Genomic DNA, 25741 nt, shown 5'->3' with positions numbered 1-25741 from the left:
GTTATTGTTCCTCTCTTAATTGTTGCATCAGGTGTTCCACCACCCGTTCCATGCGCATGAAGCGCGACCCCTTGACCAGAACGGAGGCACCCGACGGCAACTGCCGGTCGAGGAACTCGTACAACTCGTCAATCGAATCAAAATGTTTGCCGCCCGCGCCGCAGGCGACGGCGGCGTGACGCGAGGCTTCACCCAAGGTCAGCAGCAGATCGATGCCGCGTGCCTGGGCGTACTCGCCCACTTCCGCGTGCAGCGCATCGGCGGCTTCGCCCAATTCGCCGATGTCGCCCATCACGAAGCAGCGCGGCGCAGGCAAGCGCGTCAGCACGTCGATTCCGGCCTTCATCGAGTCCGGGTTGGCGTTGTAACTGTCGTCGATCACGCTCAAGCCGCGCGGACTTTGCTTGAGCTGCAAACGGCCCTTGGCCCCGCCGAAGGCCGCCAAACCGGTGGCGATGCCATCCAACGGCACGCCGGCGGCCAGGGCCAGGCTGGCGGCGGCCAGCGCGTTGCGCACATTGTGTTCGCCCGGCGCCGGCAGTTCTATCCGCCGCTCGCCGTCGGCGCAACGCAGGGTGAAACGGCTGCTGAGCGCGCCCAGCTCGATGTCGGCGGCGTGAACATCAGCCTCGGCGTTCAGACCGAAGACGATCTGACGATGGCCGTCCGCCGCGCGGCGGAACAGCGCCAGATTGGCATCGTCGACATTCAGTACCGCCACGCCGTCGGCGTCCAGACCTTCGAAGATTTCCGCCTTGGCGCGCGCCACCTCCTCGGTGGAGCCGAAATAACCGAAGTGAGCGCGCATCGCGTTATTGACCAGCGCGATGCGCGGCCGGGCCAGGCCGGTCAGGTAGCGCAGCTCGCCATGATGGTTCATGCCCATTTCCAGCACCGCGTAGCGATGCGCCGGCGTCAGTTGAAGCAGGGTCAGCGGCAGGCCGATATCGTTGTTGAAATTGCCGGCGGTAGCCAGCACCGCGTCGGCCCCGGCATGGCGACGCAGAATCGCCGCCAGCATTTCCTTGACCGTGGTCTTGCCGTTGGAGCCGGTGACGCCAATGCGCAGCACCGGCAGGCGGAGCGCCCAGCCGGAGGCCAGCCGGCCCAGGGCCAGGCGGGTGTCCTCTACCTGGATCAGGCTCGCGCCGGGCAAGTCAAAATCCGCGCGCACCAGCGCGGCCGCGCCCTTGGCGACAACCTCGGCGACAAAGTCGTGGGCGTCGAAGCGTTCGCCCTTCAAGGCGACGAACAGATCGCCGGGACCGGCCTCGCGGCTATCGGTCACTACGCGCAGGATGTCGCCGTCCGGGCCGCTCAAAGCGCCCCGGGCCAGTTCGGCGGCCTGCAGCAGCGTCATCATGCGCGTTCCCCCCAAGCGGTCAGCGCCTCTTCCGCCACGCGGAAGTCGGAGAACGGCCGTTTGACGCCGGCGATGTCCTGGTATTCCTCATGGCCCTTGCCGGCCACCAGCACCACGTCGCCGGCGCGCGCCTGGCCCACCGCCCAGTGGATGGCCGCTTCGCGGTCTACCTCAACGTGAGTGCGCGCGGCGTCCATGCCGGCCAACACGTCGCGCAGAATGGCTTGCGGGTCTTCAGTGCGCGGGTTGTCGCTGGTCAGCACCGCCACGTCGGCGATTTTCTCGGCGATGGCGCCCATCATCGGGCGCTTGCCCGGATCGCGGTCGCCGCCGCAGCCGAACACGCAGAACAGGCGGCCGCCTTCCGGGCGAATCTCGGCCAAGGTGGACAAGGCTTTTTCCAGCGCGTCCGGAGTGTGGGCGTAGTCGATCACCACTAGCGGCTCGTGCGCGCCGCCCACGCTCTGCATGCGGCCTCGCGCCGGCTGGATGCGCGCCATCACCGCGGCGGCGTCGCGCAGGCTGACGCCGTTGACGCACAAGGTGGCCAGACAGGCCAGCAGATTAGCGGCGTTGAAGCGTCCCACCAAGCCGGTGCGCACATCGGCGATGCCCCAGGGGGTGGTCACCGTCAGTTGCAGGCCGTCCAGCGTCGCGGCCAGCGCCAGCGGACGCACATCGCCCTGCTCCAGGCCGTAAGTCACCACTTGGGTCTGGGCCGGATCGATTTCGGCGGCCAATTGCCTGCCGAATTCATCGTCGGCGTTGATCACCGCGTGTTTCAGGCCCTCCCAGAAAAACAGCTTCTTCTTGGATTCGCCGTAGGCTTCCATCGAACCGTGATAGTCCAGATGATCGCGAGTCAGATTAGTCAGCACCGCCGTGGCGAAGTCCACGCCGTTGACGCGGCTTTGATCCAGGCTGTGGCTGGATACCTCCATCGTCACCACATGCGCGCCCTGACGGCGGTATTCAGCCAGTTTCTGCTGAATGGTCACCGGGTCCGGCGTGGTGTGGGTGGTTTCGGTCAGTTCGCCGTAAAAACCATTGCCGACGGTGCCGATCAGCGCCGCCTTCTGGCCCAGCAGCGAAAAAGCCTGCGCCAGCCAATGGGAAATAGAAGTCTTGCCGTTGGTGCCGGTGATGCCGATTACGCGCAGCGCGCGGCTGGGGTAACCGTAGACCTCGGCCGCCAGCATGCCGATGCGGTCGCGCAGATGCGGCACCGGCAGATTGGGCGCTTGCCACAGCGGGTTCCAGGCGAAGCCGCCGGCATCGTCCCACAACACCGCGGCCGCGCCTTTCGCCAACGCGGCCTGGATGTAGTCGCGGCCGTCGGAATGCAGGCCGGGGCACGCCAGGAACACGTCGCCGGGCAGCACGCGGCGGCTGTCGGTCTCCACCCGCTTGACGGGCAGTCCCAACTGCTTGATGTCGGTCGGATTCCAATCCGGCATGGGGGTCAAACGGCTTTTCATGATTTGATCAAAAATCCACCGGCACCGGGGTGGATTCCGGCAATAAAGTGTTGTTGGAGGGCTCGTCCGGCTGCACGTTCAGCACTCGCAGCGCGCCGCCGGCGATCTGCGAGAACACCGGCGCAGCCACCGCGCCGCCGTAATATTTGCCCGCGGAGGGCTCGTCTATCATGACCGACACAATCACGCGCGGCGATTTGCCCGGCGCGAAGCCCATGAACAGCGCGCGGTGCTTGTTGGCCACGTAAGTGCGGCCCTCCAGCTTGCGCGCGGTGCCGCTTTTGCCGCCGATGCTGTAACCGATGATGCGGCCGCCTACGGCGCCGCCGCCCGGCTGGCTGTTGGCGACCAGCAGGTCGCGCATTTCATGCGCGGTCTTTTCCGCCAGCACGCGCTTGCCCGGCATCGGCGTATTGGTCTTGTACAGCGAGATAGGCAACATCACGCCGTCGTTGGCGAACACGGTGTAGGCGCGCGCCATCTGGATCAGGCTGACCGAGATGCCGTAGCCGAAGGACATCGTCGCCTGCTCGATGGGCCGCCAGTTGTGCCAGTCGCGCAGCCGGCCGCCGGCTTCGCCGGGAAAACCGGTTTCCGGCGCGCGGCCAAAGCCCAGCGCGTCGTAATGCTTCCACGATTGTTCCGGCGAGCTCATCAGCGCCAGCTTGCTGGTACCGACGTTGGACGATTTCTGAATGATGCCCAGGATGTCCAGGCTGGGGCGCGGCGCCACGTCGCGAATGGTGGCCGGGCCTATCATGTAAGTGTGAGTGTCCAATACCGTGTTGAGGCCGGCCTTGCCGTTTTCCAGCGCCAGCGAGATCGACAGCGGCTTCATCGTCGAACCCGGTTCGAACAAATCGATCACGCCGCGGTTGCGCATCATTTCCGGCGTTACGCCGCTGCGGTTATTGGGATTGAACGACGGATAATTCGCCAGCGCCAACAACTCGCCGGTATGAGCGTCCAGCACCACCACGCTGCCCGCCTTGGCCTTGTTAAGCTCCACAGCCGCCTTCAGCTCGCGATAAGCCAAATACTGGATGCGGTGATCCACCGCCAACGCCAGCTTCTGGCCGTCTCGCGGCGGCTCGATGGCGGCGACGTCTTCAATGATGTGGCCGCGGCGATCCTTCAGCACCACGCGGCGGCCATCCTTGCCCGCCAGCATCTTCTCGCGCGCCAGTTCCACGCCTTCCTGGCCTTTACCGTCCACGCCGGTGAAGCCGATGATGTGGGACACAATCTCGCCGGCCGGGTAGAAACGGCGGAATTCCTGCTGCTTGGCGATGCCGGGCACGCCCAGCGCCATCACTTTGTCGGCCAGCTCCGGGCTGATCTGGCGCTTGATGTAAACAAACTCTTTCTTGCGGTCGGACAGTTTGGCCGACAACTCTTCCGGCGACAGATCCAGCATCGCGGCCAGTTCGCGCAGCTTGGCCGGCGGCACCGGCTCCATGTCCGCGGGGCTGGCCCAAATCGTCTGCACCGGCGAGCTGATCGCCAGCGGCTCGCCGTTGCGATCGGTGATCACGCCTCGGTTGGCTTCCAGCGTCATTGCGCGGCGGAAGCGAGCCTCGCCCTGGTTTTGCAGAAAATCCTGCTGCATCACTTGCAGGTAAACCGCGCGGCCGATCAGCGCCAGGAACAGCAGCGCCAGCATCAGCAGCACGAAACGCACGCGGCCCGGCTTCATGCGCAGCGCGGGGCTGGCGTCCGGGATGCGTTGCTGGTGGCGCGGTGAGTAAGTGCGCATCACATCCCCTTTCCAGGTGAAACCACCTGGATCTGACGCGGATCCGGGGTATGCATGTCGAGGCGGCTGGACGCGGCTTTCTCAATCACCGCGTGCGCGCCCCAGGTGCTCTGCTCCAGCTGCAGCTGTCCGAACTCGATCTCCAGCTGCTGGGCGGATTTGCGTTCTTTCTGCAAATCGCTGTAGAGCTTGCGCGACACATGGGTCGAGGTGACCACCGACCAGGCGGACAGCACCACGATGACCAGCAGTATCGCGTTGAGCTTGTTCATGCGTCGATCTCCCGCCACGGCGCTGCGGTGCGTTCGGCCACGCGCATGATGGCGCTGCGGGAGCGCGCATTGGCGCGCACCTCTTCATCGCCCGCGCGCACCGGCTTGCCCACAGTGGACATCGGCGGCTGCGCCATGTCGGAAGCGCGCACCATCGCCCAAGCCGGCAGCTTTTCCTCGCTGCTGGCGTCGCGCAGGTATTGCTTGACGATGCGGTCTTCCAGCGAATGGAAGCTGATCACCGCCAGACGGCCGTTTTCCGCCAGACGGCGCGCCGCCTGCGGCAGCACCGCCTTGAGTTCGTCCAGCTCGCGGTTCACAAAGATCCGGATCGCTTGGAAGGTACGCGTTGCGGGGTCCTGACCCGGTTCCCGAGTACGGACGTTTTGCCCAACGAGCACGGCGAGCTCACGCGTGGTCTGGAGGGGGGCGTCAGCCCTTTGCGCAACAATGGCTGCTGCGATCTTGCGAGCAAACCGCTCTTCACCATAAGTCTTGATGACCTCTCTGATATCGGCCTCGTCTGCCGTCGCCAACCATTCGGCCGCGGTGATGCCGCGGGTGGTATCCATACGCATGTCCAGGGGCGCGTCGAAACGGAAACTGAAACCGCGCCGCCCGTCGTCGATCTGCGGCGAGGACACGCCCAGATCCATCAACACGCCATCCACCTGGGGCACGCCCAGGCGGTCCAGTTCCTGCCCCAGCGCTTCAAAACCGTTGTGCACGATCTGAAAGCGCGGGTCTTCCTCCGCCAGCCGCGTGGCCACGGCGATGGCTTCGGGATCCTTGTCGAAGGCGATCAGGCGGCCTTGCGGCCCCAGTCGCGACAGGATCAAGCGGCTGTGGCCACCTCGACCGAAAGTGCAATCGACGTAGGTGCCATCCGGCCGGATGGCAAGCGCGTCGACCGCTTCGGTCAAGAGCACCGTCAGGTGCACGAAAGGGGTGGTGCTCACAGCGTAAAGTCTCCAAGGTGTTGGGCCAGATCGGTTTGATCGATGGCCAGGGCGTCAGCGGTCTGACTGTCCCATTCCTCGGCATTCCACAGCTCGAAGCGGTTGCCCATGCCCACCAGCGCGACGTCTTTGTCGAGTCCGGTGAGATCGCGCAAGCGCGCGGGCAACAGAATGCGTCCGGCACTGTCCATTTCCAGGGTTTCCGCGTGGCCGAGCACGAGGCGCTGGTAACGTTTCAGAGTGGGATTGCCGGTGGGAAGGGCTAACAGGCGGGCTTCGACCGGACGCCAGTTGGGTTCGGGGTAGATCAGCAAGTGGTCTTGGGATTCAAGGGTGACGATCAGTTTGTGCCCGAAAGCGGACAGCAGTGTCTCGCGGTGTTTAGCCGGAATAGCCAAACGCCCCTTGCTATCGAGAGACAAGATGCTGACGCCACCAATCATGATTTCGAGCCCGCTGACCGAATAAACCTAAGGGGCCGTCGCCCCCTGGGACAAATGCCCCACTTTCACCCACTTCGCCCCACTTTCCGCCACTATAAGAAAGAACTTCCCCACGGTCAACATCGAGAAGTTCTAATTCACCTTTTGAGACAATGACTTAGCGGACAGCGCAAAAAGCGGATTCCTTGTCAAATCAGAGGCTTAAAAACATCAGTCAAAGTGAGCTGTTAACACTCGAACTATTCCCGAAACACCACACCTCGAGCCTGGGAATATTTCCAAGGACAGTCCAATGCAAGACCACTTTCCGCGCCGCAACACAAAAACAGGACGGCGGCGCCACATTCGGCGCCGCCGTCCCGGAGTTCCGCCGGATTAGGCCAGCTTCTGTCGCAGAATATCCTGCACCTGGGCCGGATTGGCCTTGCCCTTGGAAGCCTTCATCACCTGACCGGCCAAGGCGTTGAGCGCCTTTTCCTTGCCGGCGCGGAATTCTTCTACCGCCTTGGGATTGGCGGCGATCGCTTCTTCCACCATCTTCTCGATGGCGCCGACGTCGGACACCTGCTTCAGGCCGTCGCGCTCGATGATGTCGTCGGCGGAGAGTTCGCTGTCCCACAAGGCGTCGAACACCTGCTTGGCCAGCTTGCTGGACAGGGTGTTGTCGGCGATGCGCGCGATCAGGCCGGACAGACGCTCGGCCGAAATCGGGCAATCGGCGATCTCCTTGCCGTCACGGTTCAACCGCGCGGCGATCTCGCCATTGATCCAGTTGGCGGCCAGCTTGCCCTGACCGGAGGCCTTGGCCGCGGCTTCGAAGTACTGAGCCAGGGCCAGGCTGGAAGTCAGCAGCGCCGCGTCGTAGGCGGACACGCCGTAAGCCTCGACCAGACGGACTTGCATCGCCGCCGGCAGCTCCGGCATCTCGCCGCGGATGCGGGCGATCTGCTCGTCGGAAATGCGCACCGGCAGCAGGTCCGGGTCCGGGAAGTAGCGGTAATCGTGCGCGTCTTCCTTGCTGCGCATCATCCGGGTTTCGCCGGTGTCCGGATCGAATAGCACGGTGGCCTGCTGCACCTTGCCGCCGTCTTCCAGGGTGTCAATCTGCCACTGGATCTCGTACTTGGCGGCCTGCTCCAGGAAGCGGAAGGAGTTGAGGTTCTTGATCTCGCGGCGGGTGCCGAATTCCTTCTGCCCCTCCGGGCGCACCGACACGTTGACGTCCATGCGGAAGCTGCCTTCCTGCATATTGCCGTCGCAGATGCCCAGCCAGGTCACCAGCGCGTACAGCGCCTTGACATAGGCCAACGCCTCGTCCACCGAGCGCATGTCCGGTTCGGACACCACTTCCAGCAGCGGCGTGCCGGCGCGGTTGAGGTCGATGCCGGACAAGCCATGGAAGTCTTCGTGCAAGCTCTTGCCGGCGTCCTCTTCCATATGGGCGCGAGTCACGCCTATCACCTTCTCTTGCTCGCCCACCAGGATTTTCAGCTGGCCGTGCTCAACAATAGGCAGGTCCATCTGGCTGATCTGGTAGCCCTTGGGGAGGTCCGGATAGAAGTAGTTCTTGCGCGCGAACACGTTTTTCTGGTTGATCTTGGCGTTCAGCGCCAAGCCCAGGCGGATGGCCTTGTCCACCGCGGCCTTGTTCAGCACCGGCAACACGCCGGGGAAGGCCAGTTCCACCGCGGAGGCCTGAGTGTTCGGCTCGGCGCCGAAGGCGGTGCTGGAGCCGGAGAAAATCTTGGAGACGGTATTGAGCTGCACATGCACCTCGATACCGATGACGACTTCCCATTTCATGGTCGGAAAATCCTTTTTGATGCCAGGACGGAGCTAAAACGCCGCCCTCGTAAACGTAAACTTAGCCGGCCTGCGAGCGGCGCTTGAAGACAAGGCGCGCGCAGGCAGTGCATTTAAGTACGGCAAGCGCGCCCAATGTCGAATTCGCATTGCGCAGCGGCCGGCTTCACAGCACCGGCGCGCGGCTATGCCAATCGGTGGCCAACTGGAACTGATGCGCGACATTCAACATCTTGGCTTCGCCGAAGTAATTGCCGATGATCTGCAAGCCGATAGGACGGCCATTGGCGCTGAAGCCGGCTGGCACGCTCATGCCTGGCAGACCGGCCAGGTTCACCGACAGCGTGTAGATGTCGGACAGATACATCTGCACCGGATCGTCGTTCATCGCGCCGATGTCGAAGGCCGCGGTCGGCGCCACCGGCCCCAGGATCACGTCGCACTGCTCGAAGGCGGCCTTGAAATCGTTGGCGATCAGACGGCGGATCTTCTGGGCCTTGAGGTAATAGGCGTCGTAATAGCCGTGCGACAGCACATAGCTGCCCACCAGGATGCGGCGCTTGACCTCGCTGCCGAACCCTTCGGCGCGGGTCTTCTCGTACATGTCCACCAGGTCCTTGTACTCTGCGGCGCGATGGCCGTAGCGCACGCCGTCGTAGCGCGACAAATTGGTCGAGGCCTCGGCCGGCGCGATCACGTAGTAGGCCGGAATGGACAGCTCGGTATTGGGCAGGCTGATTTCCACCACCTGCGCGCCCTGCTTCTTCAACACCGCCACCGCCTCGTCCACGGCGCGCGCCACGTCGGCGCTCAGGCCAGCGGCGAAGTATTCGCGCGGCAGGCCCACTTTGAGGCCGGCCAGCGGCTGATTCAGATCGCGGGCGTAGTCTTCGCGGGCGCGCTCCAGGCTGGTGGAATCGCGCTGGTCGAAGCCGGCCATCACGTTCAACATCAACGCGCAGTCCTCGGCGGTCTGCGCGATCGGGCCGCCCTGGTCCAGCGAGGAGGCGTAGGCCACCATGCCGTATCGGGACACCACGCCGTAAGTCGGCTTGATGCCGGTAACGCCGCAATGGGAAGCCGGCTGGCGGATGGAGCCGCCGGTGTCGGTGGCGGTGGCCACCGGCGTCAGCCGCGCGGCCACCGCAGCGGCGGAACCGCCGGAACTGCCGCCCGGCACCGCCTTCTGGTCCCAGGGGTTTTTCACGGCGCCGTAGAAGGAGTTCTCGTTGGACGAACCCATCGCGAACTCGTCCATATTGGCGCGCCCCAGCGTCACCAGACCGGCGGCCTGGCATTGCTCAACCACGTGAGCGCTGTACGGCGACACGAAGTTGTCCAGCATCTTGGAGCCGCAGCTGGTTCTCCAACCCTGCTGACAGAACAGATCTTTGTGGATGATGGGCACGCCGGTCAGCGCATGGGCGTCGCCGGCGGCGATGCGCGCGTCGGCGGCCGCGGCCTCGGCCAGGGTCTTGGCCCGGTCGACGGTGACCAGCGCGTTGAGCGCCGGGTTCAGCGCCTCGATCCGATCCAGATATTGGGTGGCCAGCTCAACGCTGGAGACTTCCTTGGCCGCCAGCTGCCGCGACAGTTGCTTTAAAGTAGACTGTGTCATTTCAAATGGAATCTTTAGCTATCCGGGAATGGCGCCGCCGTCCTTTCAGACAGCGACCGGCGCCGGCCTCCCGCGCGGGAGGGAACCTAAACCGGCACAGGCAATCAGAGCATCACTCGATGACCTTGGGAACCAGGAACAAGCCCTTTTCCACTTGCGGGGCCACGGCCTGGAAAGCTTCGCGCTGATTGGTTTCGGTAACGATATCTTCGCGCAAACGCAAAGAGACATCCTGCGGATGGGCCATCGGCTCGATGCCGTCGGTGTTCACCGCTTGCATCTGTTCGATCAGGCCAAAAATATTATTGAGTTGCTTGCTTGTCGCGGCAATTTCCGCTTCATTGACATTGATGCGGGCAAGCTTGGCAATTCGTGCGACATCCTGATGCGTCAGCGACATGGTGTCCTCGTTCAAAACCTTTAATATTTCAAGCGTTATAGGGTATCATAGCCCGCTTGATTCTCCCAAGATCGACATCACGCCACGGCGTTATTTCGGCAGCGCTTTCACCGCGCGGCCGACAGGCGGCAAGCCGCCGCGCCGGGGCCGGATCGTGCAGGCCTCATCAACCCGACACAGCGTCGGAAAACGATGCGCAAGGCCAGCCGGGCGAAGCCGCTTAGCCGGTGTCGCCCAGTGGGCGCCAAGCGTCGTTTTGCCACGCGGCGGGTAGACTCGGGTCGTACGAGTAGACAACAAACAACAGATTAAACGCGGACGCGACGGCGCGTCCGCCACATGACGAAAACTGACCAGGATCGCCCAATGTTTCGTTCGCTGACCGGATACTTCTCCAACGACCTCGCCATTGACCTTGGCACAGCCAACACCCTCATCTACATGCGCGCCAAAGGCATCGTGCTGGACGAGCCCTCGGTTGTCGCCATTCACAGCGACGCGCCCACCAACAAGAAATCCATCCTGGCCGTGGGCCTGGAAGCCAAGCGCATGCTGGGCCGCACCCCGGGCAGCATCCAGGCGATCCGCCCGATGAAGGACGGCGTGATCGCCGACTTCACCGTCACCGAACAGATGCTCAAGCAGTTCATCAAGAAGGTGAACCCCAACCGCTTTTTCGCCGCCAGCCCCCGCATCGTGATCTGCGTGCCCTGCGGCTCCACCCAGGTGGAGCGCAAGGCGATCCGCGACTCGGCGCTGGCCGCCGGCGCGCGCCGCGTGGAACTGATCGAAGAGCCGATGGCGGCCGCCATCGGCGCCGGCCTGCCGGTTGAGGAACCCACCGGTTCCATGGTGGTGGACATCGGCGGCGGCACCACCGAGGTCGGTGTGATCTCGCTGGGCGGCGTGGTGTATTCCAACTCCGTCCGCGTGGGCGGCGACAAGTTCGACGAAGCCATCATCAACTACATCCGCCGCAACTACGGCATGCTGATCGGCGAAACCACCGCCGAGGAAATCAAGAAGACCATCGGCTCCGCCTTCCCGGGCGCCGAAGTCCGCGAAATGGAAGTCAAGGGCCGCAACCTGGCCGAAGGCATTCCGCGCGCCTTCACCGTGTCGTCCAACGAAATCCTGGAAGCGCTGACCGAGCCGCTGAATCAGATCGTGTCCGCGGTGAAGATCGCGCTGGAACAAACTCCGCCGGAACTGGGCGCCGACATCGCCGACAAGGGCATGGTGCTGACCGGCGGCGGCGCGCTGCTGAAAGACATCGACCGCCTGCTGGCCGAAGAAACCGGCCTGCCGGTGTTCGTGGCCGAAGAACCGCTGACCTGCGTGGTGCGCGGCTCCGGCAAGGCGCTGGAGAAAATGGACAAGATTGGCACTATTTTCACCAACGTCCCTTAAACCGGAACGGCCGACGCCCGCCTGAGCCCGGCTCCTGCGGCGGCGGTCGCTCGTAACGCAAGCGATGATGGCGGGCGCGCGGCAAGCGCGCCCGTTTTTGAAGCACAGCGCCCCGTGTCAAGGGGCGAGGTCTGAGCCGATGGACTTTGCCAACACCCCCAGCTTTTTTCGCTCCGGGCCGCCGCCCGGCGCGCGCTTGGCCATGGCCGTGGCCGCCTCGGTGGCGCTCCTGGTCGGCGACAGCTATTTCGGCCTGATGGAACAGGCGCGCGAAGCCACTTCGCTGGCGCTCTACCCCGTACAGCGCGCGGTGAACATGCCCGCGCAGGCGATGCGCCACGTCAGTGACTTCCTCAGCTCCCAAACTGAACTGAAACAGGAAAACACCGCCTTGCGCGTGCGCCAGCTGGAAATGTCGGCGCAACTGTCGCGGCTGCAGACCCTGCAACGGGAACTGGACGAAGTGCGCAAGCTCAACGGCATCAAGTCCAGCTATCACCAACAGGCGCAGATGGCCGAAACGCTGTATACCGGCCGCGATCCGTTTTCCTACAAAATCATCATCGACAAAGGCAGCGACGCCAACCTGAAGGCCGGCCAGCCGGTCGTGGACGCCACCGGCCTGCTAGGCCAAGTCACCCGGGTGCAGCCGCTGACCGCGGAAGTCACTCTGGTCATAGACAAGAACCAGATGGTGCCGGTCATGGTGGCCCGCACCGGCCAGCGCGCCATCCTGTACGGCTACGGCGGCGGTGTGGAAATCCGCTATCTGCCGCAAAGCGCCGACATCAAGGACGGCGATCACATCGTCACCTCCGGCGTGGACGGCGTTTATCCCGCCGGCATCCCGGTGGCCCGCGTGACCCGGGTGGAGCGAAACCAAGGCGCCACCTTCGCACGCATCGCCACCTCGCCCCTGGCCGGCGTGCAGCAAACCCGCTACATGCTGGTGCTGGGCGAAAAGCAGGCGCCGCCGCGCCCGCCGGAACCGGCCCCCATCGTCAAAAAGAGCAGGGGCGGCAAGAAAGCCGCCGCCGAGGAGTAAGCCCCGATGACGTTCGAGCGCCCCAAGGAACTGCTCAAACCGGTGAAGCGCCGCTTCATCCTGTTCACCTTCATCTTCGCCGTCCTGATCGAACTGATCCCGCTGCCGCACGGCAGCACGCGCTGGCTGCCGGACTTCATCGGCATGCTGATCCTGTACTGGGTGATCAACCAGCCGCGCCGGGTCAATATCGGCACCGCATTCTTGCTGGGCCTGGTGGCCGACATTTCCACCGCCGGCCTGTTCGGCCAACACGCGCTGGCCTATTCAATCACCGCTTACCTGGCGCTCGCGCGCCAGCGCCAGGTGGTGATGTTCAACCTGGGCCAGCAAACGCTGGTGGTGCTGGGCCTGTTGCTGACCAACCAGATCATCATGGTGGTGGTGCGCATGCTCACCGGCTCCGCCTTCGTCGGCTGGGGTTACTTCCTGCCGCCCTTGATCGGCGCCCTGCTATGGCCGTTGCTGACCAAGCTGATGCTGATGCCCTACCGCCACAACGCGGTGTAGCGCCGCGGACCGTCCATGCCTCAACCCACCCGTTTCAAGAACCCGCAGGCCGAAGATAGCCAGTTCCAGCTGCGCTTGATCGTCGCTTACGCGTTGATCGTGCTGATGTTTCTGGTATTGCTCACGCGTTTCATCTGGCTGCAAGTGCTGCAGCACGAACACTTTTCCACGCTGGCTCAGAACAACCGCATTTCGCTGGTGCCCATCCTGCCCAACCGCGGCCTGATTCTGGACCGCAACGGCGTGGTGCTGGCGCAGAACTACTCCGCCTACACGCTGGAGCTGACGCCCAGCAAGATCCCGGACCTGGCCGCCACCGAGGCCGAGCTGCGCAAGCTGGTGGAGATCACCCCGCGTGACGAGCGCCAGTTCAAACGCCTGCTGATTGAAAGCAAAAACTTCGAATCCATCCCGCTGAAAACCAAACTCAGCGAAGAAGAAGCCGCTCGGGTCGCCGCCCAGGCCTGGCGCTTCCCTGGCGTGGAAGTCAAGGCGCGGCTGTTCCGCGACTATCCGTTCAAAGAAATGACCAGCCATGTGCTCGGTTATATCGGCCGCATCAACCAGCGCGACAAGGAAAGGCTGGAAGAAGAAGAAAAAACCGCCAATTACAAAGGCTCCAATTACATTGGCAAGACGGGCCTGGAGGCGGTGTACGAGGACGATCTGCACGGCAAGGTCGGCTTCGAGGAAGTGGAAACCGATTCCGGAGGACGCGCGGTGCGTTCGCTGCGGCGCACGCCGCCGGTCAACGGCAACACCCTGAAACTGGCGCTGGATATTCGGCTGCAGGAGATGGCGGACAAGCTCTTCGGCAACCGCCGCGGCGCGCTGGTGGCGATAGAGCCGTCCACCGGCGGCGTGCTCGCCTTCCTGTCCAAGCCGGGCTTCGATCCCAATCTATTCATCGACGGCATCGACACCCAAACTTGGACCAACCTGAACAACGACTGGCAGAAACCGATGATCAACCGCGCGCTGCGCGGCACCTACCCGCCCGGTTCCACCTTCAAGCCCTTCATGGCGATGGCCGCGCTGGAAAACCACGCCATCGGCATGCGCGACATCCGTCCCGCGCCGGGCTATTTCACCCTGCCCGGCTCCAGCCACCAGTTCCGCGACAGCAAGAAAGCCGGCAACGGCATGATCAATCTGCAGCGCGCGATCGAAGTCTCCAGCGACACCTTCTTTTACAAGCTGGCCTGGGACATGGGCATAGACAAGATCCACCCGGCGCTGGCGCAGTTCGGCCTGGGCAGCAAGAGCGGCATCGACCTGGACGGCGAGTCCATCGGCGTGCTGCCGTCCAAGGAATGGAAAGCGCGCCGCTTTGCCCGCTACAAGGAAGAATTCCGCCGCTGGTATCCGGCCGATGTGGTCAGCATCGGCATTGGACAGGGTTTCAACGCCTACACTCCGCTGCAAATGGCCAACGCCACCGCCATCATGGCAAACAACGGCCAAGTGTTCAAACCGCACTTGGTGCAGCAGGTGGTGGATACCCGCAGCGGCAAAGCGCGCATCATTGAACCGATGCCCACCCGCCAGGTTCCGTTTAAACCGGAAAACTTCGAATACGTGAAGCGCGGCATGGAGGGCGTGATGACGCGCGGCACCGGCGCGCGGCTGGGCGTGGGCCTGCAGTACTCGATGGCGGGCAAGACCGGCACCGCCCAAGTCGTGCAAATCAAACAGGGCGCCAAGTACAACGCCTCCGCCCTGGCCGAGCAATACCGCGACCACAGTTGGTTCATCGCCTTCGCCCCGGTGGACAAGCCCCGCATCGCCGTGGCGGTGATCGTGGAGAACGCTGGCTTCGGCGCCGCCGCCGCCGCGCCCATCGTGCGCGCGCTGTTCGATTACTACTTGCTGGGCAAGGTGCCGAAAGACATCGAAGGCACGCTGAAGACCATGCCCACCGACACCGCCAACGACAATGCAGACCTCTCTAATTAAACGCGTCTGGCAACAGATCCAAGAACCGCTGGACGGCTGGCTGATGCTGTTCCTGGGCATGATCTTCGTGGTCAGCATGGTGCTGCTGTACTCGGCCAACAACCAGTCCTTCGACAAGATAGACAACAAGCTGATCTACACCAGCCTGTCGCTGATCATCATGTGGATCATCGCCCGCATGCGGCCGCAAAGCATCATGAACTTCGCGCCGCCCATCTACGGGCTGGGCGTGCTGCTGCTGCTGGCCGTCCACTTCAAGGGCGTCACCGTCAACGGCTCCACCCGCTGGCTGGAACTGGGCATTACCCGCATCCAGCCGTCCGAAATCATGAAGATCGCGTTGCCGATGATGCTGGCCTGGTTCTTCCAGAAATACGAACTATCAATGCGCTGGTGGCACTACCTGGGGGCCGCCTTGCTGATGGCCGTGCCCAGCGCGCTGGTGCTGAAGCAGCCGGATCTGGGCACCACGCTGCTGATCGCCGCCGCCGGCCTGTTCGTGCTGTTCTTCGCCGGCCTGCCGTGGAAAGTGATCTTCGCCGGCATCGGCCTGGGCGCCGCCAGCCTGCCCATCGTCTGGAACCTGCTGCACGACTACCAGCGCCGCCGGGTGCTGACCATGATAGACCCCACCACCGACCCCTTGGGCGACGGCTACCACATCATCCAGTCCATGATCGCCATCGGCTCCGGCGGCCCCTGGGGCAAGGGCTGGCTCAACGGCACTCAGACCCACCTGGATTACATCCCGGAGCGGACCACGGACTTCATCTTCGCCGTGTACTCAGAGGAGTTCGGCCTGGCCGGCAATGTGCTTCTGCTGGTGCTCTATCTGCTGGTGCTCAGCCGCGCGATGATGATCACCGCCAGCGCGCAAACACTGTACGGCCGACTGATGGCCGGTTCCATCACGATGTCCTTCTTCGTCTATGCCTTCGTCAACATGGGCATGGTGTCCGGCATCCTGCCCGTGGTGGGCGTGCCGCTGCCCTTCATGTCCTACGGCGGCACCGCCACCGTCACCCTGTTCGTCGGCATGGGCATGCTGATGAGCATCAGCAATCTGAAACGCTGAGAACCTTCTCTTTCCAAACCCCGCGGCGGGAACCAATTCCCCGCCGCGCCGGCCTATTCTGTCTGCACGCGACTGACGTCATGCCAGAAATGCTTCCGGCTTGACGAAAGCAAGCAAAATCGCAAGCCTATAGAATTCCGGCGCCGCCGCGCGCCGCCGCCCTCATCTACGCAGAGGAAACGCCAACGCATGCGCATCAAGACCCTGAGCCTGCTGCTCGCCCTGTCCCTGGGCCACGCCCTGCCGGCCATCGCCGCCGAACCCGTCGCCGCCAGCCAAAGCCAGCTGCAAGCCTACACCAGCGTGGAAGGCATCACCGAATACCGGTTGCCCAACGGCCTGCGGGTCCTGCTGGCCCCGGACGCCTCCAAGCCCACCACCACCGTCAACATCACCTATCTGGTGGGCAGCCGCCACGAAAGCTACGGCGAAACCGGCATGGCCCATTTGCTGGAGCACATGCTGTTCAAGGGCACGCCCACCAGCGGCAACCTGATGCAGGAACTGGGCAAACGCGGCATGCAGTTCAACGGCACCACCTTCCTGGATCGCACCAACTACTACGAAACCTTCCCGGCCAACGACGACAACCTTCGCTGGGCGCTGGAGATGGAAGCAGACCGCATGGTCAACAGCAAGATCGCCAGGAGCGATCTGGACACCGAGTTCTCGGTGGTGCGCAATGAAATGGAAATGGGGGAGAATAATCCCCGCCGCGTGCTGTGGAAGCAGATGACCGCGGTCAGCTACGACTGGCACAACTACGGCCACAACACCATAGGCGCGCGCTCGGACGTGGAAAAAGTCCGCATCGACAATCTGCAGGCCTTCTACCGCAAGTACTACCAGCCGGACAATGCGGTACTGATGATCAGCGGCAAGTTCGACCCGGCGGCGACGCTGGACGTCGTCCGGCAGACATTCGGCAAGATCGCCAAGCCGCAGCGCCAACTGACGCCAACCTGGACCGAGGAACCGCAGCGCGACGGCGCGCGCGAACTGACGGTGGAGCGCGTCGGCGACACCCAACTAGCCGCGGTGCTGTACCCGATCTCCGCCGGCAGCCACCCGGACGCGGCGGCCATCCTCGTTCTGGCCGACATCCTGGCCAGCACCCCCAACGGCCGGCTGTACCAGGCGCTGGTGGGCGGCAAGAAAGCCGTCGGCGTCGAGGCCTGGCCGTTCGCGCTGGCAGAACCCGGCTACATCATTTTTTGGGCAGAGTTGAACAAGGGCCAGAAACTGGCCGATACGCGCCAGGCCATGCTCGCCGCCATCGAGGGCTTCAAGAACAAGCCGGTGACCGAAGCCGAACTCAAGCGCGCCAAGGCCAGCCTGCTCAACGATATCGACAAGACCCTTAACGACCCGCAGCAGCTGGCGGTGGAAATGTCCGAGGCTATCGCCAAGGGAGATTGGCGGCTATTCTTCCTGACCCGCGACCGCATCGAGGCGCTAAGCGCCAAAGACGTGGAACGGGCCGCGGAGAACTACTTCAAGCCGTCCAACCGCACCTACGGCCAGTTCGTGCCCACCGCCAAACCGGACCGCAGCGTGATCCCGGCCACGCCGGACGTGGCCAAGCTGGTGGACGGCTACAAGGGCCGCGCAGCAATCAGCCAGGGCGAGGCCTTCGATCCCAGCCCAGCCAACATCGACGCCCGCACCGTGAAAACGACGCTCGCCAACGGCGCCAAACTGGCCTTGCTGGCCAAGAAAACCCGCGGAGAAACCGTTAACGGCAGCTTCAGCCTCGCCTTCGGCGACGAGAAAAGCCTGTTCGGACTCGGCGCCGTGCCCAGCCTCGCCGCCGACATGCTGGAACGCGGCAGCGGCAAGCTCAGCCGCGCAGAAATCAGCAATCGCCTGGATCAATTGAAAGCCAAGCTCAGCATCTCCGGCTCCGGTCAGGAGGTGAACGTGGACTTTGAAACCACCCGCACGCATCTGCCGGCCTTGCTGGACCTGATCGCCGACCTGCTAAAACAGCCCAGTTTCCCGGAACGGGAGTTCGAACTGCTGCGCAAGGAGGGGCTGACCGCCATCGACGCCCAACGCAACGAGCCGCAGGCCATGGCCACCCAGGCTGTTGGCCAGGCGCTCAACATCTATCGCAAGGGCGATCTGCGCTACCGTCCGACGCTGGACGAGGCCGCAGCCGAATTGAAAACCGCCAAGCTGGACGATCTCAAGCGCTTCCACCGCCAGTTCTACGGCGCCAACCACGCCCGCTTCGCCCTCGTCGGCGACTTCGACGCCAAAGCCGCGCAAAGCCAACTGCAAAAGCTGTTCGGCGGCTGGAATAGCACCGTGACGTACAGCCGCGCGCCCAGCTTGCTGCCGCCGGCCAAGCCGGGCCAACAACAACTGCAGGCCAAGGACAAAGCCAACGCCTTCTACCTGGCCACCGCGCCGTTGGCGATGCGGGACAGCGACGCCGACTACCCGGCAATGCTGGTCGCCAACAAGATCCTGGGCGGCGGCGTCAAATCACGGCTGCTGGATCGCCTGCGCCAAAAGGACGGCATCAGCTACTACACCGGCAGCCAGTTCAAGGCAGGCAGCTTCGAACCGGTGGCCAGCCTGAGCCTGGTGGCCATTTACGCGCCGCAGAATCTGGAAAAATTGAAACAGGGGGTGACGGAGGAGTTGACGCGCTTCATCCGCGACGGCGTCAACGCCACCGAGCTGGCCGACGCCCAAAAGGCGCTGCAACAGGAAAGGGAAATCGCCCGCGCTCAGGACGGCGCACTGAGCGGCGCGCTGGACGGCCAGTTGCAAATCGGCCGCGGCATGGAGTTCAACGCCAAGGTGGATACCGCCATCGCCGCGCTGACGGTGGAGCAGGTCAACGCCGCGCTGCGCAAACACATCAACCCGGCCCAACTGCTCCAGGTCTACGCCGGCGACTTCAAGCGCCCCTGATCCAGCCTTGCGCCGGCTGGCCTCAGCTGTTCTGCGGGGGCTGGTCGGCGTCTATCATAGGCGGCTCCGCCTCGCCCGCGGCAGCGTCCGCCGGCTGGTCCGGCAGCGGACGGCCGTCGCGGCCGAACAGGCGCAACTGACGCGGCAGGTCGTGCTCGTCCGCCAGCTTGACGCCGACGCCCACCAAGCGCACCGGCCGCCGGCCCCGCTCGAACCCCACCCGCAACAACTCTCCAAAACGCGCCGGCGACAACTGTCCGCCGGCGTGCTCCACCGTGGTCTGGCTGAAATCGTCGAACTTGAGCTTGACCGACAAGCCTTTGAACGCGGGGTTGCCGCTGCGCGCGATGCGCGCGCTCAGCCGGTCTATCAGCTCCGGCAGCTTGGACAGACAGGCGGCGGCGTCGGGCAGGTCCACCGCGTAGGTCTCCTCAACGCTGATCGATTTGCGGCTGCGGTCAGTGGACACCGGCCGCGGATCCACTCCACGCGCCAGCTCGTAGAGGCGCTCGCCGAAACGGCCGAAGTGGCGCAGCAGATCGGCCAGCTCCCAGGCCAGCATGTCGCCGCAACGCCTGATGCCCAATTCGTTCAGCCGCTGCGCGGTGACCCGGCCCACGCCGTGTATCTTCTCCACCGGCAAGGCGGCGACGAAGCCGGCCACATCCTGTGGCCGGATCAGGAATTGCCCGTCCGGCTTGTTCCAATCACTGGCCACCTTGGCCAGGAATTTATTAGGCGCGATGCCGGCCGAGGCGGTGATGCCCACCTCCTCGCGAATCTGACGGCGGATCGCCTCCGCCATTCGCGTGGCGCTGCCCTGCTCGTGCGGCTGTCCAGTCACATCCAGATAGGCCTCGTCCAGCGACAAGGGCTCGATCAAGGGCGTGTAGCGCTCGTAGATGCGCATGATCTTCTGGCTGGCCTCGCGATAGCGCGCCATGTCAGGCGGCAAGATCAACAAATCGGGACACAAGCGCAACGCGCGCGCGGACGACATCGCCGAGCGCACGCCGTAGCGTCGCGCGATGTAATTGCAGGTGGCGATGACGCCGCGGCTTTCCGGCCGGCCGCCCACCGCCAGCGGCAAGGGACGTAAGGCGGGATCGTCGCGCATCTCGATCGCGGCGTAGAAACAATCGCAATCGACGTGGATGATCTTGCGCAGCGGCTCGCTCATGGCGATAGCCGAATCAGGAAACGGCGCCGTCGCTATGACCCAGCGAACGCTGCGGCGCCACCCGGTCGCGCACCCGCTGCTTCAGCAGCTTGATGTCGGGGAAGCCACCGTCGGCCTTGCGGTCCCACAACAGCTCTCCGTCCAGCTCCACGCGGAACACGCCGCCGCTGCCGGGCCGCAAGGCCACTTCAGCCAATTCCTTCTCGAAGGTGGTCAGCAGCTCCTGCGCCATCCAGGCGGCGCGCAGCAGCCAGCGGCATCCGGTGCAGTACTCAATGCTCAGGCGCGGAGTTTTGGCGGGGGAAATAGAGGAAGTCATGCGGGAAAAAGCAGTCGGCAACAAGATGGCTGACAGCATACATCATGGAAGGGGAAAGGAACTGCCGGCGTCCCTGGATTTTGTTGTGTGCGGGCGCAAGCGCCCGCTCCTCCATCGTTTCTCTCTTTGTGCAGACTTGGCGTTTTGACCTTGTTCAGGGCGCCGGCAGTGGCAATGACGTCTTGTTCGCAACACATTCCCGAGGCCAAGTCTGCCCAGTAGCCGGCTCGGGGTAAAGCATTTACTCCAGCCCGCGCCGATTGCTGCGCTGCACGATGTAACTTCGGCGCAACGTTACCGGTAGCAAACGATCGCGCCTAGCGAATCAATGCGCGTGTTCTGCCGGGGCGGCCGCCGCGACGCCGTCTTCCACCACCACTTCAACGGTTACGCTGCCCGCCTTCTCGAAACGCAAGGTCAGCGGGAAACGGTCGCCCACGCGCAGCGGCTGCTTCAACCCCATCAGCATCACGTGATAGCTGCCGGGCGCGAATTTGACTTCCTGGCCCGCGGCCACGGCCACGCCGCCGGCCACTTCGCGCATGCGCATCACGCCCTTGTCGTTGAGATGGGTGTGCAATTCGGCCTTGGCCGCGCGCGGCGTGCTGGCCGACAGCAGCTTGTCGGCGGTCTTGCCCTGATTGTTCAACGACAGATAAACACCGCCGGTGGGGCTGCTTTCCGGCATTGCCCGGCTCCACGGATGGCCGATCTTGATATCGCCCAGCTTGAATTCGTGCGCCATCGCTCCGGCGCTCAGCAGGCACAGGCCCAGCAGGGCGCTCAATGTCTTTCGCATAATCAACTCCTTGGGTTTTCCGCACTCTAGCACAGCCGCCCACAGCAGCCGTGCGGCATAATGCCACAGCCAATGTCATGCCGCGCGCGCGCCGCGGGGCTCCTAGCAGAATTTCCCTTGTCACCGGCCCGCGGCCTCAGGCAGACTGCGTCCATCCATTGTAATGTTCGCTTCATCAGCGTAGTGCCATGCTCAAGACGTTGTCGCTCCAATTCCTGTTCGGCGGGCTACTCAGCCTGATCACCATCACTAACCCGCTATCCAAAATTCCGCTGTTCATCACCCTGACCCGCGAAATGACGGACTCTGCGCGCGACAACCAGGCGCGCCGCGCCTGCGTGTTCGCGGCGGCCATCATGGTGGTCAGCCTGCTGGCCGGCAACGTGATCATGTCCGCTTTCGGCATTTCCTACGGCGCGCTGCGCATTTCCGGCGGCTTCGTCGTCGCCGTGCTGGGCTACCGCATGCTGTTCCTGTCGCAGGATCCGGGCAACGCGCCCAAGACCGGCGAGCGCGAGGACTACGCTTTCTTCCCGCTGGCCATGCCCGGCATCAGCGGGCCCGGCACCATTGCCGTGGTCATCGGCATTTCCACGGAGATTGCCGAACTGACGACTCTGCCAGCCAAGGCGCTGGCCTTTGCGATGACCTTCGCCGCCATCGGCGGCACTTGCTTCGGCATGTGGTTGACGCTGCAATCCTCGCAGTTGATCGCCCAGCGCCTAGGCCGGGGCGGCCGCGAGGTGATGACGCGGCTGATGGGTTTCTTGCTGATCTGCATTGGCGTGCAATTCGTCGGTTCCGGCATCCGCACCTTCATGGCCGGTTCCTGAGGCCGGCCGCGACGCCCTGCCATGTCTTATCAGGCGTCCGACCGTTCCGACTTCTTCCGCGCCGACGACATCGGCCAGTTGGAATGCCTGGACGCCAGCTACGCCCAGCGCGTGTTTCCGCCCCATTTCCATGAAGAATACGTAGTCAACGCATTAACCCTGGGCGCGCAGTCTTACCGCCACCGCGGCGGCACCCACCGCGCCGGCGTCGGCGCGCTGGTGCTGATCAATCCCGGCGAAGTGCATACCGGCGAAACCGCCGATGCGCGCGGCTGGGCTTACCGCGGCTTCTATCCATCAGCGGACTTCCTCCAGCGGCTGGCCGCCGACATCAGCGGCGACGCCCACGCCCGGCCTTATTTTCGCGACACCGTGGTGCTGGACGCTACGCTGGCCGTCGGCCTGGACCAGTTGCACCGGCTACTGCGCGGCAGCCAAGACCGGCTGTTGCGCGAATCCGCCTTGCAGCGGGTATTCGGCGCGGTGCTGCAACGCCATATGCAGGTGCGCGGCCAGATGCACGCGGCCGCTCCGCGCGCGGTGGAGCTGGCGCGGCAAATGCTGGCCGACGCCATCAACGAGAACCTGTCTCTGCAAGCGCTGGCGGAAGCGGCCCAGCTCTCGCCTTGGCAACTATGCCGCCAGTTCCGCCAGCACTTCGGCCTGCCGCCGGTGGCCTGGCGCAATCAGTTGCGCGTCAACCGCGCGCGCCAGCTATTGGCTCAGGGCCAGACGCCCGGCGCGGTGGCGCTCAGCCTGGGCTTCGCCGACCAGGCTCATCTCACCCGGTCCTTCCGCCACACCGTGGGGCTGGCGCCGGCGGCTTATCAACGCGCGCTGGGTCTGCGCCGCTGAACGTCTGTTCACGCTTTTCTCCACCGTAGCGCCCCATCTCGCGCTAGTGCGCAAGCGCCAGGCCACAGCGCAAACCCATCCTGCAAAATCGTTCAAGACGACGACTGGTTTCGGCGGCATGATGAATGGACTTCGTTTCCGCAAGGACCCGTTCCGATGACGAGCTCCACCCCCATCGCCTGGGCACTGCAAGGCGCGCGCGACAGCCTCCCCATGCTGATAGGCGCCGCGCCCTTCGGCGTGATCTTCGGCACCCTGGCCATCGCCGCCGGCCTCAGCCCGCTGACAACCCAAGCCATGTCCCTGCTGGTTTTCGCCGGCTCCTCGCAATTCATCGCCGTCAGCCTGGTAGCGGCCGGCGCCGCGCTGCCGGTACTGTGGCTGACCACTTTCGTGGTCAATCTGCGCCACGCGCTGTACAGCGCCACCCTGCTGCCTTACGCGCGGCAATGGCCACTGGCCTGGCGCTGGCCGCTGGCGTTCTGGCTCACAGACGAAACCTTCGCCGTGGTCGAGCACCGCTTCCGCACCCAAGGCGCGGCCGGCGGCCAGTGGTATTGGCTGGGCTCTTCGCTGGCGATGTACGGCAACTGGCAGGCATGGACGCTGGCCGGCGTGCTGCTGGGACGTTCAGTGCCGGGGCTGGCGCAACTGGGGCTGGACTTCGCCATGGTGGCCACCTTCGCCGCCATCGTCGCGCCGCAATTGAAAAAACGGCCCACGCTGGCGGCCGCGACAGTAGCCGGCCTGACCGCGCTGTTGGCGCGCGGTCTCCCCTACAAACTGGATCTGATGCTGGCGGCGCTGCTGGGCGTCGGCGCCGGATTCTTGCTTGAAGGCAAGCGCAAGGAGGCGGCATGAATCATTGGTGGATGATACTCGGCATGCTGGCGGCCACCTTGATGATCCGCGCCAGCTTCCTGGTGTTCGGTCAGCGGCTGGCTTTCCCGGACTGGCTGAACCGCGCGCTGCATTATGTCCCGGCGGCGGTACTGTCGGCGCTGGTGGTGCCGATGGCCCTGGCTCCCGCCGGACGTATCGACCTGTCGCTGGGCAACGCCTACCTGATCGGCACCTTGGTTGCCGTCGCGGTGGCGTGGAAAAACGGCAAGACTCTGCTCGCCATTGTGGTCAGCTTCATAGTCTATGGCTTGCTGCGCTGGCTCTAAGAACCTGCTCGGAGCCTGCATGCACCGCTTCGCGGCGCGCGGCCGGCAATGGGCAGCGGGCCGCGGGCCGCGCGCGGAATCTCGGCTCAGATATTGTAGACCAGCACCAAGCCGATCAGAACCGGAGCCGCCCAGCAATAAATAAAGCGCACGCCGGAGGCCAAGGCGCTGGGCAATTTCAACTCGGCTCGCATGGTCGGCCAGATCACCCAGCCGGCGAAGCAGGCGGTGCCGATGCCGCCCAGCGGCAGCAGGATGTTGGACGCGGTGTAGTCCATCAGCTCGAACACATTGCGGCCGAACAGCTTCCAACCCGCCAGCGGCCCAAAGGACAACGCCGCCGGCACCCCGGCGCAAAACACCAGCAGACAAATGAGCAGCGTCGCCTTGCGTCGGCCGACGCCCCACTCATCGATGGGAAACACCGCCACCAACTCCAGCAGAGACACCGAAGAAGTCAGCGCCGCCATCAGCAGCAGCAGAAAGAAAGCCGCCGCCAAGCCTTGGCCGAAAGGCAGGTGGTTGAACACCACCGGCATGGTCATATAGGTCAGGCCCGGACCGGCCTGCGGATCCAGACCGAAAGCGTAGATCGCCGGGAAGATCATCAGGCCGGCCAGGACCGAGGTCAGCGTGGTCAGGCCGGTGACCCACAATGCCGCGCTCGCCAATTTCGCGTCCCTGCCCAGGTAGGAACCGTAGGCGATCATGCAGCCGGCGCCCACCGACAAGGAGAAGAAGGCCAAACCCAAGGCCTCCACCAGCATGCCCGGCGTCACTTTGGAGAAATCCGGCGTCAGCAGGGCCGCCACGCCGGCCTCCGCGCCCGGCAAAGTCAGCGAGCGCGCAATCAAGCCCAGCATCAGCAGGAACAATAGCGGCATCAACACCTTGCCCGCCCGCTCAATCCCCTTCTGCACCCCGCACATCACCACTAGCAAGGTCAGCCCGGTGAACAAGGCGTGAGTCAGCAGCGATTCGAAGGGATTGGACACGTAATCGCCGAACAGCCGCGCCAGCGCCGCCGGGTCGTTGCTCATCACCCGGCCGTCGAGGGCGCGCAGCAGATAACCCAGAGTCCAGCCGCCCACCACGCTGTAGAAGGAAAACACCAGGAAGCCGCACAACACGCCGGCATAGCCCACCAGCTTCCAGCGGCGCGAGCCCAGCCGGGCGAAAGCGCTCACCGCGCCGCAAGCGGCCGCGCGGCCGATGGCGATCTCGGCCAACAGCAAGGCGATGCCCAAGGTGAAGGTGAGCAATAGATAGATCAGTAGAAAGGCGCCGCCGCCGTTCATCGCGGTGACGTAGGGAAACTTCCAGATGGAGCCCAGGCCGACCGTGGCGCCGGCCGAAGCCAGAATGAAACCGAGGCGGGAACCCCATTGCGTGCGAGACATGACAACTCCTGAGTCAGAACAATTTGCCGCCGCACGGGGTAACGCTGGATACAACAAGGCCGCCCATGACGGCGGCCCGGAAAACAGATGCTAAAATCCCTGGCGCGCCGATTAGCTGCGCCACCACCACGATTTGGTCTGGAATGGGATCTTCTGCTTCATAAGTTCGCCAG

General features: G+C 64.1%; 23 protein-coding genes. 10 read left to right on the top strand and 13 right to left on the bottom strand.

The genetic code is table 11. The annotated features are described in order from the left end of the window. Position 1: 1 nt before the first annotated feature. The 9 genes from ACUXV1_RS16860 to gatC all read right to left on the bottom strand — a co-directional run bounded on the left by ACUXV1_RS16860 (position 2) and on the right by gatC (position 10092). Positions 2-1363 (bottom strand): UDP-N-acetylmuramoyl-tripeptide--D-alanyl-D-alanine ligase, encoded by a 1362-nt coding sequence (locus ACUXV1_RS16860; RefSeq protein ID WP_446016046.1) that lies wholly within the window; start codon positions 1361-1363, stop codon positions 2-4. Further along, positions 1360-2841 carry a UDP-N-acetylmuramoyl-L-alanyl-D-glutamate--2,6-diaminopimelate ligase gene (locus ACUXV1_RS16855; protein ID WP_446016047.1) on the bottom strand — a complete coding sequence of 494 codons (1482 nt, stop codon included), beginning with the start codon at positions 2839-2841 and terminating at the stop codon, positions 1360-1362. The genes ACUXV1_RS16860 and ACUXV1_RS16855 overlap by 4 nt, the downstream gene beginning before the upstream one ends. Before the next feature lie 7 nt (positions 2842-2848). After that, positions 2849-4597 (bottom strand): peptidoglycan D,D-transpeptidase FtsI family protein, encoded by a 1749-nt coding sequence (locus tag ACUXV1_RS16850; protein ID WP_043635478.1) that lies wholly within the window; start codon positions 4595-4597, stop codon positions 2849-2851. After that, positions 4597-4869, bottom strand: a complete 273-nt coding sequence (gene ftsL / locus ACUXV1_RS16845) for a cell division protein FtsL (RefSeq protein ID WP_019102080.1) — start codon at positions 4867-4869, stop codon at positions 4597-4599. Before ftsL ends, ACUXV1_RS16850 begins: the two co-directional genes overlap by 1 nt. Further along, positions 4866-5828 carry a 16S rRNA (cytosine(1402)-N(4))-methyltransferase RsmH gene (rsmH, locus tag ACUXV1_RS16840; RefSeq protein WP_019102081.1) on the bottom strand — a complete coding sequence of 321 codons (963 nt, stop codon included), beginning with the start codon at positions 5826-5828 and terminating at the stop codon, positions 4866-4868. The genes ftsL and rsmH overlap by 4 nt, the downstream gene beginning before the upstream one ends. Continuing rightward, entirely contained in the window at positions 5825-6271 is a 447-nt protein-coding gene (gene mraZ, locus ACUXV1_RS16835) for a division/cell wall cluster transcriptional repressor MraZ (RefSeq protein WP_043635472.1), read from the bottom strand. The genes rsmH and mraZ overlap by 4 nt, the downstream gene beginning before the upstream one ends. Positions 6272-6646: 375 nt before the next feature. Then, positions 6647-8074 carry an Asp-tRNA(Asn)/Glu-tRNA(Gln) amidotransferase subunit GatB gene (gene gatB / locus ACUXV1_RS16830; protein ID WP_446016048.1) on the bottom strand — a complete coding sequence of 476 codons (1428 nt, stop codon included), beginning with the start codon at positions 8072-8074 and terminating at the stop codon, positions 6647-6649. Between the two features lie 166 nt (positions 8075-8240). Continuing rightward, positions 8241-9692: an Asp-tRNA(Asn)/Glu-tRNA(Gln) amidotransferase subunit GatA gene (gene gatA / locus ACUXV1_RS16825; RefSeq protein ID WP_161523072.1), complete on the bottom strand. Its 1452-nt coding sequence runs from the start codon at positions 9690-9692 to the stop codon at positions 8241-8243. Positions 9693-9804: 112 nt separating this feature from the next. Continuing rightward, positions 9805-10092 (bottom strand): Asp-tRNA(Asn)/Glu-tRNA(Gln) amidotransferase subunit GatC, encoded by a 288-nt coding sequence (gene gatC / locus ACUXV1_RS16820; RefSeq protein WP_043592439.1) that lies wholly within the window; start codon positions 10090-10092, stop codon positions 9805-9807. Positions 10093-10458: 366 nt separating this feature from the next. Here gatC and ACUXV1_RS16815 point away from each other — a divergent pair, with 366 nt between their 5' ends. The 6 genes from ACUXV1_RS16815 to ACUXV1_RS16790 all read left to right on the top strand — a co-directional run bounded on the left by ACUXV1_RS16815 (position 10459) and on the right by ACUXV1_RS16790 (position 19013). Beyond that, positions 10459-11502, top strand: a complete 1044-nt coding sequence (locus ACUXV1_RS16815; protein ID WP_043592385.1) for a rod shape-determining protein — start codon at positions 10459-10461, stop codon at positions 11500-11502. Between the two features lie 139 nt (positions 11503-11641). Further along, on the top strand, positions 11642-12547 hold the full coding sequence (mreC, locus tag ACUXV1_RS16810; protein WP_043635462.1) for a rod shape-determining protein MreC: 906 nt from the start codon (positions 11642-11644) through the stop codon (positions 12545-12547). Between the two features lie 6 nt (positions 12548-12553). Continuing rightward, positions 12554-13057: a rod shape-determining protein MreD gene (mreD, locus tag ACUXV1_RS16805; protein WP_019101651.1), complete on the top strand. Its 504-nt coding sequence runs from the start codon at positions 12554-12556 to the stop codon at positions 13055-13057. Between the two features lie 15 nt (positions 13058-13072). Further along, positions 13073-15013 (top strand): penicillin-binding protein 2, encoded by a 1941-nt coding sequence (gene mrdA, locus ACUXV1_RS16800; RefSeq protein WP_446016049.1) that lies wholly within the window; start codon positions 13073-13075, stop codon positions 15011-15013. After that, entirely contained in the window at positions 14994-16088 is a 1095-nt protein-coding gene (gene rodA, locus ACUXV1_RS16795; protein WP_446016050.1) for a rod shape-determining protein RodA, read from the top strand. Before mrdA ends, rodA begins: the two co-directional genes overlap by 20 nt. 189 nt (positions 16089-16277) lie before the next feature. Then, positions 16278-19013 (top strand): M16 family metallopeptidase, encoded by a 2736-nt coding sequence (locus tag ACUXV1_RS16790; protein WP_446016051.1) that lies wholly within the window; start codon positions 16278-16280, stop codon positions 19011-19013. Between the two features lie 22 nt (positions 19014-19035). Here ACUXV1_RS16790 and dinB read toward each other — a convergent pair whose 3' ends face one another. From dinB to ACUXV1_RS16775, 3 genes are all read right to left on the bottom strand, one after another. Continuing rightward, positions 19036-20193: a DNA polymerase IV gene (gene dinB / locus ACUXV1_RS16785; protein ID WP_114152699.1), complete on the bottom strand. Its 1158-nt coding sequence runs from the start codon at positions 20191-20193 to the stop codon at positions 19036-19038. 13 nt (positions 20194-20206) lie between these two features. After that, complete coding sequence (locus ACUXV1_RS16780; RefSeq protein WP_043635691.1) at positions 20207-20512, bottom strand: SelT/SelW/SelH family protein; 306 nt, start codon at positions 20510-20512, stop codon at positions 20207-20209. A gap of 325 nt (positions 20513-20837) precedes the next feature. Continuing rightward, positions 20838-21311, bottom strand: a complete 474-nt coding sequence (locus ACUXV1_RS16775) for a copper chaperone PCu(A)C (RefSeq protein WP_043592390.1) — start codon at positions 21309-21311, stop codon at positions 20838-20840. 188 nt (positions 21312-21499) lie between these two features. On the opposite strand from ACUXV1_RS16775, the gene ACUXV1_RS16770 reads away from it, so the two are divergent. The 4 genes from ACUXV1_RS16770 (at position 21500) to ACUXV1_RS16755 (ending at position 24168) form a co-directional block, all read left to right on the top strand. Continuing rightward, on the top strand, positions 21500-22144 hold the full coding sequence (locus ACUXV1_RS16770; RefSeq protein WP_043592391.1) for a MarC family NAAT transporter: 645 nt from the start codon (positions 21500-21502) through the stop codon (positions 22142-22144). Between the two features lie 21 nt (positions 22145-22165). After that, positions 22166-22999 (top strand): AraC family transcriptional regulator, encoded by an 834-nt coding sequence (locus tag ACUXV1_RS16765; protein ID WP_446016052.1) that lies wholly within the window; start codon positions 22166-22168, stop codon positions 22997-22999. Positions 23000-23155: 156 nt separating this feature from the next. Then, positions 23156-23860, top strand: a complete 705-nt coding sequence (locus tag ACUXV1_RS16760; RefSeq protein WP_337882010.1) for an AzlC family ABC transporter permease — start codon at positions 23156-23158, stop codon at positions 23858-23860. Then, positions 23857-24168, top strand: a complete 312-nt coding sequence (locus tag ACUXV1_RS16755) for an AzlD domain-containing protein (RefSeq protein WP_043635445.1) — start codon at positions 23857-23859, stop codon at positions 24166-24168. The genes ACUXV1_RS16760 and ACUXV1_RS16755 overlap by 4 nt, the downstream gene beginning before the upstream one ends. A gap of 86 nt (positions 24169-24254) precedes the next feature. Here the strand turns inward: ACUXV1_RS16755 and ACUXV1_RS16750 are convergent, their stop codons facing one another. Further along, positions 24255-25568, bottom strand: a complete 1314-nt coding sequence (locus ACUXV1_RS16750) for a sodium-dependent transporter (protein WP_043638126.1) — start codon at positions 25566-25568, stop codon at positions 24255-24257. Positions 25569-25741: the final 173 nt, after the last annotated feature.

This window comes from Chromobacterium sp. W521, from assembly GCF_052805975.1.
The sequence above is the reverse complement of the archived record's forward strand: the minus strand, read 5'-3'. Positions and strand labels throughout refer to the sequence as shown.